Genomic DNA, 13,114 nt, shown 5'->3' with positions numbered 1-13,114 from the left:
CACTTCAATCAGGAACGCAGCCTTTCAAGCCGGCACATGTTCAAGGTCAACAGAACCGCCGCACTTGAGGAGTGGCGCAAGCTCGGCGCAGCCTGAAGGCCGACGTTGACAGCCAATCTGAGACTGGTTCGCATTGGTCTGACACCACCTAGCAGAGAGGTCTTCTGCAATGGAGCGGAACGGGCGGTATCTTCGAGGGGTTGTCGCCGTCGCGGCCACGCTGTGGATCCTCATCGTCGCACGCGACGTCCTGATACCGTTCATCCTTGCGCTATTCATCTGGTTCGTCGTCGGAGCCGTGTCCGGGCTCTACAAACGCGCACTGGCCAAATTCGGGCTTTCCTACCCCGTCCTCTCGAATATCGCGGCGGCGGCGACGATCGTTCTGGCCGTCGCGGGGTTCGCGCTGCTTTTGGTCTCGAGCGCAACGGACCTCGCCGCTGGACTGCCGCGCTACGAGCAGCGGCTCGACACCATCCTCGCGGGCGCTGCGGAGAGAGTCGGGCTCGACGTGGCCATCCGCATCTCTGACCTCTTCGCGAAGATCGACCTGACGCAGACCTTCTTCGGTCTGGCCGGTTCCGCCGCCGGCGCAATGACGTCGCTGATCGTGCTGATCGCCTATATCGTCTTCATCGATCAGGAGGCGGGCGCGGCAAACTCGAAACTCGCGGCCCTCGTCGCGCAACCGGAGAAGCGCGCGGAGATCACGTCGCTGATGCAGGGCATCCTTCACGAGATCGAGCTCTACATGGGCGTTCGCGTGGTGATGGGCCTCGTGCAGGCAGTCCCCACCTACATCGCCCTCGCCCTCGTCGGCGTCGATGCGCCCGGTTTCTGGGCGATCATGATCTTCTGCGCCAGCTTCGTTCCTACCATCGGCACGTTGATCGGCATCGTCATGCCGGCACTGATGGCGCTGGTCCAGTTCGACACGCTTGGGCCGTTCCTGATGGTCGTGTCGATCCTCCTGCCGGTTCAGTTGCTCGCCAGCAATCTTCTGGAGCCGGCCCTGCTGAGCCGGTCGATGAACGTCAGTCCGCTCGCGGTGTTTTTCGGCATCTTCGCCGGTGGCGCCCTGTGGGGCATCGTCGGCGCACTGATCGTCGTGCCGGTTCTCGCGATCTGCATCATCGTGTTCGGGCGCATTCCGTCCATGCGGCCGGTCGCAGTCCTGCTGTCCGGCGACGGGCGGGTGGAGACTGGCTGATCGCCCTTCCGCCGGCAGCGCGACGCTCGCCGCTAAGCCAGTCTGGCCAAGTTGCGGGCCAGGGTTGCGGTCGGCGTTTCGCCATAGATCGCCGCATAGGCGGCGGCGAACCGACCCCCGTTCGCGAAGCCTAGCGACAGCGAGACGTCCTTGACCGACCGCGGCGGATCGACCGTGTCGAGCAGCCGTTGCCGCGCGAAGGTGAGCCGTTGCGCGCGCAGGTAGTTCATCGGCGATGTTCCGTGAACCTCGACGAAGCACTTGTGCAGCCAGGCCTTTCCGACGCCGCTCGCCGCGCACAGGTCGGCGAGGGTCGCCGGTTGGGGGTTCCTCGCGTCGATCATACGCTTTGCCCGTCGCACCACCGCCATCGGATTGACAGTCCCGGGGTCGCGAAACGTCGTCCAGACGTTTTGCTCCATCAGCAGCAACGCCATGGCGGTGATCAGTTCGGCCTCCGCGGCCTCGGGCAATGCGTACCGACCATTCGGTAGAATGCGTTCGGCCGAGCCTCGAAGAATTTCGAGCGCGGTGGCCCGAACCGCACGCCCCATAGGACTTGCGAGGGTCAGCCGGTGATCGAGATCACATGGAGTGGCGTGAACCGAGCCCGACAGGGACTCGCATGCCGCCTGCAGCCGTGCCCTGCGCAAACCTATCGCCAGCGTGTGGCGCTCCTGCCCAACCGTTGCGTACCCGTCCGACCCGCAGGAGATCATCAACTCGTTTCGGCGGACTTCCCGTCCATTGAAGACAAAGTCACCGCGCCACGTGAACGGCGTGAAAAACATGCACCAGGTCGGATCGATCACGAGATGCGCGGCGTATCTCGGACCGAACTGCATTTCATGGACGACACAATCGCGGCCGCAGACCATGATGGACTCGAAAGAAGCATCGCCGCGGCCAAGCTGGGCCATCTCCTGCTCGAGCACCGGTAGATCTTGCGAGAGCGCCGCAAGGGTCGGCACATGGATCGGCTCGGCCCGTTTGTGCAACAAGCCAGCCGTTGTGTCTGGTGGCCAACGTGACCCCAAGGCTTCCTCTCCAGCGTTCTCCTTCCGAGTGGGAGAATCGTACATCGATTCACCTTCGAAGTCAGCGCTGCTCCATTTAGCATCCAATGCTTCACATCTGCGCGGCTGAAGCGGTGGACACCGTTTCTAACTGTAGGGAACGGGCGATGGCTTGGCATGCAGTCTTCTTCATGGCTGCGGCGACCGCTTCGGCGGCGTTGGCCAACGACGTCGTCATTCTGAACGGCCGCGTGATCGACCCGGAGACAGGGCTCGACGCCATCCGCAACGTTGCGGTCGACGAGGGCCGCATCGTGGCGATCAGCGAGTTTCCGTTGCAGGGCGACGTGGTGATCGACGCCCGCGGCCACGTCGTCGCGCCGGGCTTCATCGACCTCCATGCCCACGGCCAGAACATCGGCGACTACCGAATGCAGGTGATGCAGGGCGTCACAACGGCGCTCGAGTTGGAGTCCGGACTGCTGCCCGTCGGCGATTGGTACGACGCCCAGGCCACCAAGAACCTGCCAGTGAACTACGGTGCCGCCGCAGGCTGGACGCACAGCCGGATCGCGACCTTTTCGGATACCGATCCGTTGGCGACCGCAGCCTACTTTCAGGATGCGCAGGGCCGCACCGACTGGAAGATGGACATCGCCAGCCCGGAACAAACCGAACGCATCCTGTCGATGGTTGAACAGGGCCTGAAGGACGGTGCGCTCGGCATCGGCGTAAACGCCGGTTACGCGCCGGGTTCTGGACACAAAGAGTATTTCGCGCTGGCCAAGCTGGCCAAGGAATACAACGTCCCGACCTATACCCACGTGCGATATGCCAGCAATACCGAGCCGCAAAGCTCGTTCGAGGCGATCAAGGAGCTGATCGGCCTCGCCGCCATCACCGGCGCGCACATGCATCTGTGCCACATCAACTCGGTTTCGCTGTCGGATATCGAAACGACAATGGCGCTGGTCGAAGAGGCGCAGGCTCAAGGCATCAACGTCACAACCGAGGCCTATCCTTACGGCGCCGCCAACACCGTGGTCGGCGCGGCCATGTTCAGCGGGCCGGACTGGCGCGCCCGCATGGATTCCACGGCCAACAACTTCCAGCTTGGCGCAGACAGGATGACCGAGGAAGAACTGGCTGACTATCAGGCGAACAGGCCCGGCACTTTCATTACCTGGCATTTCCTGGACGAGAACAATCCACAGGATCTCGCGCTGCTGGACGTTTCGGTCACCAATCCCGCAGCTCTGATCGCCTCGGATTCCGTGTTCTGGTCCTACTTCGACGACGACGGCAACGTTAGATTTTATGAGGGCGAAGAATGGCCTCTTCCGGAGGGCGTTTTCAGCCACCCACGTTCGGCCGGAACTTTCGCCAAGATCCTGCGCTCCCATGTGCGCGAACGCGGGGTGCTGTCGCTGAACGAGGCGATCCGCAAGATGTCGCTGATGCCGGCGCAGACGCTGGAACACAGCGTGCCGCAGATGCGCAGCAAGGGCCGCCTTCAGGTGGGAATGGATGCTGACATAGTCGTTTTCGATCCGGCCGCCATTGCAGACAAGGCCACTTTCGAAAACGCAAATCAACCGGCGGTCGGCGTACAGACCGTTCTGGTGAACGGCGGCTTTGCCGTGCGTGACGGCGAACTGGTGCTGGATGCGCCCCATGGCCGGCCGATCCGGCGGCCGGTTTCCGATTGAGCCCCATGGAGTTCCTCAAGACCGTCAGACCAGCCCGCGCGCATATGGCGCTGTACGCCGCCATGTCGCTGTTGGCTACCATGGCGCACGCGCAGGATCAGCCTGCGCCTCCGAGATCAACTGACGAGATCGCGCGCGAACTCGCCAACCCCAACAACTCGCTCGCCAGCCTTACGTTCAAGAATCAGTACCGCTGGTACACCGGGGACTTGCCGGGCGCCGACGATCAGAGCAACTACACGCTTCTTTTTCAGCCCGTGTTCCCCTTTTCGATGCCGCCGACCGAGAGCGGCGGGAAGGCCAACTTCTTCGTCCGCCCGGCGTTCCCGCTCGTGGTCGATCAGCCCATTCCCTCCGCGACAGGCTTTGGCGACGTCACTGCCTTCGGCGATATCGGTTTCGACGCCGGTTATGGCGTCACCGAGTCGAACGGCTTTCTCTGGGCCTTCGGCATGGTCGGCACGCTGCCGACCGCCACAGACAGCGACATCGCCGGCAAGCAGCTTCGACTCGGCCCCGAGGCGCTGTTCGCGAAGTTCGAGGACTGGGGCCTTTACGGGGTGTTCCCGAGCCATCAATGGGACGTTGCGGGCTGGGGCGACGGCTACTACAGCACCTCGCAGATGCAGCTGTTCCTGAATTTCCTGCCCGGCGGCGGCTGGTCCCACGGCAGCACCCCGATCATGAACTACGACTGGCGGTCCGGCGACTGGACGATCCCGCTGAACTTCACCGTCAGCAAGACTACGCAGATCGGCGGCCTGCCGGTGAAGCTGCAGGTCGAGCTGAACTACTACATCGAGCAGCCCGACGCCTTCGGGCCGCAGTGGATGATCGGCTTCAACATCACGCCGGTCGTGCCGAACTTCGTCGAGTCGTGGCTCCGGTGATGAAAGCTGGTCCGGAACGCCGCCCCGACCGACAGATGCGTGCGAAAGGGGAAGCGCGCCTAGGGAAAACGGGGACGACGGCGTCGTTGAGCCGCGCGGCGATGGCTGGGCTGGCGCTGCTGGCCCTTGCGGGCTGCGGGGTGCCGGCGAGCGTCATCCAGTCCCGGCACTGGGACCTGAACGAGATGATGCGGGAGACGGCGAACGAGCAGCTTCTGCTCAACATCGTCCGGCTCCGCTACGACGAGACGCCCTATTTCCTTCAGATCGGAAGCGTCACCACCAGCTTTTCCGCCGGGGCCAACGCCGGCGCGCAGGCGACGCTGCCGGACGGCGCGCCGAACGTCTTCGGGGCGAGCGCGGGCGTCACCTACGCCGAGACGCCGACCGTCACCTGGGGGCTGCCGGACTCGCGCGAACTGCTGGGCCGTCTGCACGCGCCGATGGGCGCCGACCAGCTGACGGTGCTGACCCAGTCGGGGCTTGACCCAGCGACGGTCCTCCGGGTCGGTGTGAAGAAGGTCAACCGGCTGAGGAACCTCGAATTCGACCTCAAGCGAGGGATCTACGAGCCGGAGAGCCACGGCGCGTTCATCGAGATGCTCGGCCTGCTCGAGGTGCTGCTGCGCGAGGGCGTGGTCGATCTCTCCTATGGCGTCTACAGCAACGCGGCCGGGGGCAAGATCCCGATGTCGAAGATCGACACCCGCGCCATGGCGGAGGCTCTGCCTTCGGGCATGCAGTTCATGACCCGCGACAACCCGAACGTCTTCGAGCCGCTGAAGCTTTCGAAGCCGCTGTTCCTGCGGTTCGCGGCGCGCTCGAACGCGGATCCGCGGGCGCTGCGGCTGCGCGACCTGCTCGATCTGGATCCCACACGCCAGTCCTTCGCGATCATCGACACCGGCGGTTCGGGGACGGAGCAACTCTTGTCGGAATCAGGACGGCAGTCGCGCGTTCTCGACGACACGGCGCCCCTGCGGGAGATCGTCGTCAATAACCGGTCGGTGATGGAAGTGCTGCGCTTCGCATCGGCCTATGTCGCCGTGCCGTCGGGGGACCTCGCGGCCGGGGTCGTGCGGAGGCGCAGCGCGCCGAGCGGCGGCGCGTGGCTGACGGTCGAGGCGGCGGACGCCCCGCCGGCCGACGCCTGGCTCGCGGTCGAGCGCGACGGATCCTGGTTCTACATCCGCGCCAACGACCTCGACACGCGCCTCAGCTTCACCGTGCTCAACGCGATCTTCGCCTCGGTCGTCGGCGAGGTTCCGGGCGCGAAGCCGCTGCTGACCCTTCCGGTGAGATGACCTGTATCGGACAGATGTGAAGATCATAGACGCAACGCGAGTTGCGCAAATAGGGAGCGAAAAACGCATGAAAAAAGTGCACTTTAGGACCGCCATACTTCTTGGCGCCTTGATGGCCGCATCGACAGCCGTGGCGCAGGACTACGACCTTGTCATCAACAACGGCAGGGTTATCGACCCGGAAACGCTCTTCGACGATGTCGCAAGCGTCGGCATAAGGGGCGGGCGGATCGTCGCGATCAGCGAGGACCCGCTGACAGGCACCGAGACGGTGGATGCGACGGGCCATATCGTGGCGCCGGGCTTCATCGATACGCATTTCCACTTTCAGATGCCGATCGGTTATTCCCTCGGGTTGCGCGACGGGTTGACCAGCAGCATGGATTTCGAGATGGGCTGTGCGGGATCCTATGTCGCCGCCTGGTATGAGGCGCGTGCGGATGTGACCCAAGCCAACTATGGCTGCGCGGTCAGCCACGAATTCGCCCGGGCGATGGTGCTCGACGGGTCAGACGGCGCCGAGTACCTGATAAACGGCCCCGTAGCCGCTTACACAACTCGGGCGAAAACTGGCTGGAGCGTGACGCGCCCGACCCTGGAACAGGGCAACGCGATTCTCGAAGAGATTGACAAGGGTCTGATGGCGGGCGCACCCGGCATTGGCAGCACCACGGGCTATATGAGAGCGGGCATCTCTTCCCGCGAGTTGTTCGAGGTGCAGAAGGTTGGCGCACGCTATGGCCGCCCGACTGGCTCACATACACGCTATACGCTTGGCAACGACACGACCGAGGTCAACGGCGCGCAGGAACTGATCGCAAACGCAATCGCGCTCGGCGCGCCTGCGATCGTCCTGCACTTCAACAACCCCGGCTGGCGCGTGACACACGAATTGATTTCAGGGTTGCAGGAAAGGGGCTTCAACATCTGGGGGGAAATCTATCCCTATGCTGCAGGCTCCACCACGATCAATGCGGAGTTTCTGGAGCCTCAAAGCTGGGTCGACGATCTGGGCAACCGCTATGAGGAAACCATTCTGGATCCGGTCACGAATGAGTACTATACCCTCGAGACCTACAAGGCGACCATCACATCCGAACCGACCAGGCCGGTCGTCGTATTCAAGATGCCCGCCGAAGACCAGGCAAAATGGCTGACGCTGAAGGGCGTGACCATGGCCAGCGATGGGGTTGGTGCCCAGCCTTACGACGCCCCGTGGGATTTCCCGATGGACCAGCTGGGCGGCACACACCCCCGGACCGCCGGATCCCGAGGAGCCACGATGCGGCTCGGTCGGGAACACAACATCCCGATGATGCAGCTGATGTCGATCCTCAGCTACAACGCCGCCAAGCATCTGGGCGATACCGGCCTGAAGGCCATGCAGGAACGCGGTCGCATCCAGACCGGCATGGTTGCCGACATCGTCGTGTTCGATCCCGAAACCTTCACGGACAATTCGACCTACGAGAAGGGTGCCGTCCCTTCGACGGGCATGAAGGCCGTGATCGTCAACGGTCAGGTGACGGTGCGTGACGACGTGCTGCTTCCTGTTTTCGCCGGTCAGCCGATCCGGTTTGACCCCGAGGACAAGCCGCGCTTCGTTCCGATCTCGGTAGAGGCTTGGAATGCCCAATTCTCGACCGGTATGCCCAGTGACTTCACGGGTGCCTTCCCCGTGGATGGGGGCAACTGATCGTGATCGCATTCAAGCAAGGGGGCGAAAACATGCGCTTTTTGACCTCTGTCTTCGTGGCGGCCTTATTGGCCGCCACTCAAGCCTCGGCAGAACCGGAGGCGATTGAGTTCTCGGACTTGGTGGATCCGTTCGCCGTTGCCTTTGAAGACCCCTACGCAGCCATGGGGGCCGACATGCTGAACGAATTGAAACTGTTGGTTCAGTCGGACGAGAAGCTAGCAGGCACTGATCTTGACGAGGCGACACGCACGCGTCTGGAGGCGCGCCGCGACGCTGCTCAGGAAAAGCTCGAGGCGAACGGTCACGATGTGGATGCGCTGCTCGAGCAGCGCTGGGACATCGCCAGGAAACGGCAGATCGCCCGCATGGCCACCAACCCCATCTTCGACGGCGTCGAGGTCTCGATCTCGGGCTACGTCATCCCTGGACCGCCAGACGCGGATGGCAGCGGGTTCGGCTATCTGGTCCCGCAGGTCGGAATGTGCAGCCACCTTCCGCCGCCACCGCCGAACCAACTCGTCAGGGTCAGACTACGCGCGGATCAACAGGTCGAGTCCCTGTATCTGCCGGTTCGGGTGTCGGGGCTGCTGCGCGTCGAGCCAAGTGATGAGACCATATTCATCCTCGACGGGGAGTCGCGCATGCTGAGTGGTTGGACTCTTGACGCCGAAACCGTCGATTTGCTGGAGGGTTGAAGCGGGAATGGTCGGACCTTTACCCAGTATCGAGAAAGCTTGTGGCCGCGCAGGTCTGCGCCGCCTCTGTGCCGGAAGGCCAATATCTGATGGTGCATTCAAGATGGTCGCCAGCCTCGTGCCAATGCAATGAATAGAAGTAAAAACTAAGCGGGGACACCAATGAAGAAGCAAAGACATCTCCTGGCCGGGGCCCTCTTGATGAGTGTCATCTGTGCCGTTCCGGCCTTGGCACAAGACTATGATTTGGTGATCAACAACGGCCGGGTCATGGACCCTGAAACCCTGTATGACGACATCGCCAATGTCGGTATCAAGGATGGCCGGATTGTCGCGATCACCAAGGAAGCGCTGACCGGTGCTGAGACGGTGGATGCGACCGGCCATATCGTGGCGCCGGGCTTCATCGATACCCATTTTCATTGGCAGACACCAATCGGCTACCGGGTCGGCTTGCGCGACGGGTTGACCAGCGGCATGGATTTCGAGGCAGGCTGTGCGGGATCCTATATCGGCGCCTGGTATGAAGCGCGTGCCGGTGTGACCCACGCCAACTATGGCTGCGCGGTCAGCCACGAATTGGCCCGCGCGGTGGTGCTCGACGGGGCAGAGGGCGATTTCCTGGTAAACGGTCCCATTGCCGCTTTGGAAACCCGCAAGAAATCGGGCTGGAGCGTGACGCGCCCGACCCTGGAACAGGGCAACGCAATTCTCGAAGAGATTGACAAGGGTCTGCAGGCGGGCGCACCCGGCATTGGCAGCACCGTGGGCTACATGCGGGAGGGCGTCTCTTCCCGCGAGATGTTCGAGGTGCAGAAGGTTGGCGCACGCTATGGCCGCCCGACTGGCGCACATACACGCTACACGCTTGGGACCGACACGACCGAGAACAACGGCGCGCAGGAACTCATCGCCAATGCTCTAGCGCTGGGTGCCCCGGCGATGGTTCTTCACTTCAACAACCCCGGCTGGCGGCTTGCCCAGCAAATGATTGTTGAGCTTCAGGAACGGGGCCACAACATCTGGGGTGAAATCTATCCCTACGCTGCAGGCTCCACCACGTTGAATGCGTCGTTCCTGCAGCCGGACAGCTGGGTCGAGCAGTTGGGCAACCGCTATGAGAATACCGTGCTGGATCCGGTCACGAATGAGTACTACACTCTGGAGACATTCAAGAACGACATGGCTGCCAATCCGACCAAGCCGATTGTCGTGTTCAAGATGCCCGCCGAAGATGCGCCGAAATGGCTGACGCTGAAGGGCGTCACCGTAGCCAGCGACGCGCTTCCGCCCGAACCGCACTTCGGCCCGTGGGATATCCCGCTGGACCAGCTCGGCAACACCCACCCCCGCGCGGCGGGCACCCGCGGCATCACGATCCGTTTCGGTCGGGAACACAACATCCCGATGATGCAGCTGATGTCGATCCTCAGCTACAACGCCGCCAAGCATCTCGGCGACACCGGCCTGAAGGCCATGCAGGAACGCGGCCGCATCCAGACCGGGATGGTTGCCGATATCGTGGTGTTCGATCCCGAACGCTTCACGGACAATTCGACCTACGAAAAGGGCGCCGTCCCTTCAACGGGCATGAGGGCCGTGATCGTCAACGGTCAGGTCGCGTTGCGTGACGACAAGGTGCTTCCTGTCTTCGCCGGTCAGCCGATCCGTTTTGCCCCCGAAGACAAGCCGCGCTTCGTGCCAATCTCGGTAGAGGCGTGGAATGCCGAATTCTCGACCGGGATGCCCAGTGACTTCACCGCCCTCCCCGCGGACGGTGGCAACTGATCGCGATGCATCCAGACGAGGAGACGGGATCATGCAGTTTTTGATCTCTGTCTCCTGGCTGCCCTTCGCCCAGGTCTTGCGCGCATGCTGCGCTTTCCGGGTTCTCAATGCCGAACGGGACAATCCCGAAACCGGTCTCACAGAAAAGAGATACCTAAAATGAAGTATCGCAACACCATCATGGCCCTTGCGGTTTCCGCGGCGGCGACCTTCGCCCCGGCATACGCCCAGACATCCGACGGGCAGTCCGTTGGGGCCGCAATCGAGCGGGCCGCGGCGGGGCTTGCCGGGCGCATCGGCTTTGCGGCGCAGGAAATCGGCGGCGACCAGGTCATCGCGTTCAATGGCGATGAATCCTTCCCCATGGCCAGCACCTACAAGGTTGCGATCGCCACTGCGATTATGGACCGCGTCGACCGGGGGGAACTGAGCCTCGACCAGATGGTCGACATCACACCCGACATGATGATGATCGGGGACGCCGCGCTGAGCGACACATTCGTGCATCCCGGGCTTCAGCTTTCGGTGGCGAACCTGATCGAGATCATGATCACCGAGAGCGACAACACGGCGACCGATACCTTGATCGGGCTGGCCGGCGGACCCGCGGCAGTGACCGAAAATCTGCGCAGGCTCGGGATCACCGATTTCAGGGTCGATCGGACGACCGGCGAGATCATCGGGGAATTCTATGGCCTGCCGGGACCAGCCACGATGAAAGTCGCCACAGAGGCCTTCGTGACCCGGCCGGAGCTCCTGACGATCATGGGTGACCGCAATCTGGACTTCGAGGCGGATCCCCGCGACCACGCAACGCCCCTTGCGATGCTGCAACTCCTGCTTGCCATCGACAGCGGCACGGCGATGAGCGCCGAGAGCCGCGACTTCCTGCTCGATGTCATGTCGCGCACGCGCACCGGCGCTGGCCGGCTCAAGGGGCTGCTGCCGAGGGGAACGCCCGTGGCGCACAAGACCGGAACCATTGGGGGAGTGGCCAATGACGTCGGCTATATCACGCTTCCCGACGGTCGTCGGTTCGCAATCGCCGTGTTCACCAAGAGCAGCGAGACACCCGAGGCGGACAGGGATCGGGCAGTTGCCGAGATCGCCCGCTCGCTCTTCGACTACTTCTACCTGGTCCCGTTGGCGAAGCAGTAAACGGGGAAACTTCGCCGTGCAGGCTCTGCCAGTGCGATCCTGTCCAGCAAAGACAGAACTATCCAGGAAGAACCATCGTCATATCAGCAGGAGAAATCTGGTGAAGGACCCAATAAAAAGGAAAAATCCGGTGAAGAGCATAATAAAAATGTTATTTGCCATTACGGCTTCATCATCATTTGCGATTCAACCGGCGCTTGCACAGCAGAGCCAACAGTTCATGACACAGGAGGAGGGCCAGGCGACCTTTGATGCGATCCTCGCCGAAACTGCTGAATTGATCAAGGAAATGAACATCCCGGGGCTTGCTGTCGGGGTCATCCATGGGCCCAACGCCTACAGCGCCGGGCTCGGTGTCACCAAGGTAGGCACCGACGAGGCCGTTACCCCTGATACGCATTTTCAAATTGGCTCTGTGACAAAAACCTTCCTTTCGACGGTGGCCCTGCAGCAGTCCGAACGGGGCGAGCTGGATTTGAACGCGCGTGTCGTCGACCTCCTGCCGTGGTTCAGGGTCGCGGATCCCGACGCAACGTCGAAAGCCCGGGTCGTTGACCTGTTCCACCATCGCGCTGGCTGGTATGGCGACCATGGGTTCCTTCGTGTTCCTCCGGGCGGGTCGATCAGCGAGAAGGTCATGCTCCAGGCGGCTTACGTCGAGCAGCTCTATCCGTTCGGTCAAACCTGGATGTACAACAACACCAGCATCACCTTCGCGACCCATGTGGTGTCGCATGTCGGCGGAAAGCCGATCGAGACCCTGATCGAAGAGAACCTGTTGACTCCGCTCGGCATGGATTCGTCATCCTTTAACTACGACCCCACCCCGCCGGCTGAAAACTACGCATGGGGTCATCCGCCGATCTACGGCGAAGGCAACATCAGCGATCTCAAGCCGTACTACATTCCGTTGATAAGAGAGTCCGCAGCCTCCGGCGCGCTCCGGTCGACGGTTAGCGACATGCTGAAATACGCCCGCTTTCAGCTGGACGGCAAGGACGCCGCCGGGAACCAGATGCTGTCAAAAGAAGCGCTGGACTATGCCCACGCTCCGGCAGTCGAGGCCGAGGCCGGCGACTTTACCGGCCTGACATGGTTCATCCACGACTACGGCGGGGTCACCAGCCCCAGCCACGGCGGGAATTGGCCCGGCACGCGTTCCTTTCTGCAGCTGATCCCGGATCACGACTTTGCCGTGGTGGTTTTGGTCCACAGCGATCGCGGAGCCGAGGCCTACAAGAAAGTTGCGAATGCAATGGTCAAAGCCTTCACGGGACTCGAGGCCGACTCTCCGGTCGCCGCGGGCGTTGATCCGTCTGTGCTCGACCCCTTCGTCGGCGTCTTCAAGGGTAATTCCCAAAACATCGAGATCCGCAAAGAGGGCGACAAATATGTGTTTGTCCAGTTCTCCGCATTGACCAAGGGAGCGGATCCCGCGCCTGCCAATGTGGCCAACACGGCCGAGGGCTTTTTCATCATCACCGAAGGCCCGAACACCGGAGCCCTTGGCGAATTGCTCGAAGATCCGTCTGGCGCACTCAACTACGTGCGATTCAACCACCGGATCTTCATTCGGTCCGACGGGGCGGTCGACGAATTCTCGCTCTCCGGATCGGTCTTCGAATAACCGGGTCGGCAAGAGCCA

At 62.3% G+C, this 13,114-nt stretch carries 11 protein-coding genes and 1 pseudogene; 11 read left to right on the top strand and 1 reads right to left on the bottom strand.

What is annotated here, in order from left to right; translation table 11 throughout:
* Both M1105_RS21040 and M1105_RS19295 read left to right on the top strand, forming a co-directional pair.
* Positions 1 to 96, top strand: a pseudogene (locus M1105_RS21040) (IS6 family transposase); the annotation flags it as partial.
* Positions 97 to 169: 73 nt separating this feature from the next.
* Positions 170 to 1,210 (top strand): AI-2E family transporter, encoded by a 1,041-nt coding sequence (locus M1105_RS19295; protein WP_249582012.1) that lies wholly within the window; start codon positions 170 to 172, stop codon positions 1,208 to 1,210.
* Positions 1,211 to 1,242: 32 nt separating this feature from the next.
* Here the strand turns inward: M1105_RS19295 and M1105_RS20875 are convergent, their stop codons facing one another.
* The gene (locus M1105_RS20875; RefSeq protein ID WP_249582011.1) at positions 1,243 to 2,145 is read right to left on the bottom strand and encodes a helix-turn-helix transcriptional regulator; all 903 of its coding nucleotides are present in this window, start codon (positions 2,143 to 2,145) and stop codon (positions 1,243 to 1,245) included.
* A gap of 248 nt (positions 2,146 to 2,393) precedes the next feature.
* On the opposite strand from M1105_RS20875, the gene M1105_RS19285 reads away from it, so the two are divergent.
* The 9 genes from M1105_RS19285 (at position 2,394) to M1105_RS19250 (ending at position 13,096) form a co-directional block, all read left to right on the top strand.
* Positions 2,394 to 3,935 (top strand): amidohydrolase family protein, encoded by a 1,542-nt coding sequence (locus tag M1105_RS19285; protein WP_249582010.1) that lies wholly within the window; start codon positions 2,394 to 2,396, stop codon positions 3,933 to 3,935.
* 5 nt (positions 3,936 to 3,940) lie between these two features.
* Positions 3,941 to 4,825, top strand: a complete 885-nt coding sequence (locus tag M1105_RS19280; protein WP_249582009.1) for a hypothetical protein — start codon at positions 3,941 to 3,943, stop codon at positions 4,823 to 4,825.
* A gap of 101 nt (positions 4,826 to 4,926) precedes the next feature.
* Positions 4,927 to 6,129 carry a hypothetical protein gene (locus tag M1105_RS19275; RefSeq protein ID WP_249582008.1) on the top strand — a complete coding sequence of 401 codons (1,203 nt, stop codon included), beginning with the start codon at positions 4,927 to 4,929 and terminating at the stop codon, positions 6,127 to 6,129.
* Positions 6,130 to 6,196: 67 nt separating this feature from the next.
* Positions 6,197 to 7,825 carry an amidohydrolase family protein gene (locus tag M1105_RS19270; protein ID WP_249582007.1) on the top strand — a complete coding sequence of 543 codons (1,629 nt, stop codon included), beginning with the start codon at positions 6,197 to 6,199 and terminating at the stop codon, positions 7,823 to 7,825.
* Between the two features lie 2 nt (positions 7,826 to 7,827).
* Positions 7,828 to 8,523: a DUF3299 domain-containing protein gene (locus M1105_RS19265; protein ID WP_249582006.1), complete on the top strand. Its 696-nt coding sequence runs from the start codon at positions 7,828 to 7,830 to the stop codon at positions 8,521 to 8,523.
* 162 nt (positions 8,524 to 8,685) lie between these two features.
* Positions 8,686 to 10,311 carry an amidohydrolase family protein gene (locus M1105_RS19260; protein ID WP_249582005.1) on the top strand — a complete coding sequence of 542 codons (1,626 nt, stop codon included), beginning with the start codon at positions 8,686 to 8,688 and terminating at the stop codon, positions 10,309 to 10,311.
* 31 nt (positions 10,312 to 10,342) lie between these two features.
* The gene (locus M1105_RS20725) at positions 10,343 to 10,474 is read left to right on the top strand and encodes a hypothetical protein (RefSeq protein WP_264759738.1); all 132 of its coding nucleotides are present in this window, start codon (positions 10,343 to 10,345) and stop codon (positions 10,472 to 10,474) included.
* Complete coding sequence (gene bla / locus M1105_RS19255) at positions 10,471 to 11,469, top strand: class A beta-lactamase (protein WP_249582004.1); 999 nt, start codon at positions 10,471 to 10,473, stop codon at positions 11,467 to 11,469. Before M1105_RS20725 ends, bla begins: the two co-directional genes overlap by 4 nt.
* A 100-nt stretch (positions 11,470 to 11,569) precedes the next feature.
* Positions 11,570 to 13,096 carry a serine hydrolase domain-containing protein gene (locus tag M1105_RS19250; RefSeq protein WP_249582003.1) on the top strand — a complete coding sequence of 509 codons (1,527 nt, stop codon included), beginning with the start codon at positions 11,570 to 11,572 and terminating at the stop codon, positions 13,094 to 13,096.
* Positions 13,097 to 13,114 lie beyond the last annotated feature (18 nt).

The organism is Thermohalobaculum sediminis, from assembly GCF_023487995.1.
Lineage (GTDB): Bacteria > Pseudomonadota > Alphaproteobacteria > Rhodobacterales > Rhodobacteraceae > Thermohalobaculum > Thermohalobaculum sediminis.
Note: the sequence above shows the minus strand (reverse complement) of the source record. Positions and strands in the feature narration are given on the sequence as shown.

Bases quoted from the DNA above. Each gene is read 5' to 3' on its own strand.
- M1105_RS19295 (WP_249582012.1), top strand. From the start codon at position 170: ATGGAGCGGAACGGGCGGTATCTTCGAGGGGTTGTCGCCGTCGCGGCC.
- M1105_RS19285 (WP_249582010.1), top strand. From the start codon at position 2,394: ATGGCTTGGCATGCAGTCTTCTTCATGGCTGCGGCGACCGCTTCGGCG.
- M1105_RS19280 (WP_249582009.1), top strand. From the start codon at position 3,941: ATGGAGTTCCTCAAGACCGTCAGACCAGCCCGCGCGCATATGGCGCTG.
- M1105_RS19275 (WP_249582008.1), top strand. From the start codon at position 4,927: ATGGCTGGGCTGGCGCTGCTGGCCCTTGCGGGCTGCGGGGTGCCGGCG.
- M1105_RS19270 (WP_249582007.1), top strand. From the start codon at position 6,197: ATGAAAAAAGTGCACTTTAGGACCGCCATACTTCTTGGCGCCTTGATG.
- M1105_RS19260 (WP_249582005.1), top strand. From the start codon at position 8,686: ATGAAGAAGCAAAGACATCTCCTGGCCGGGGCCCTCTTGATGAGTGTC.
- M1105_RS20725 (WP_264759738.1), top strand. From the start codon at position 10,343: ATGCAGTTTTTGATCTCTGTCTCCTGGCTGCCCTTCGCCCAGGTCTTG.
- bla (WP_249582004.1), top strand. From the start codon at position 10,471: ATGAAGTATCGCAACACCATCATGGCCCTTGCGGTTTCCGCGGCGGCG.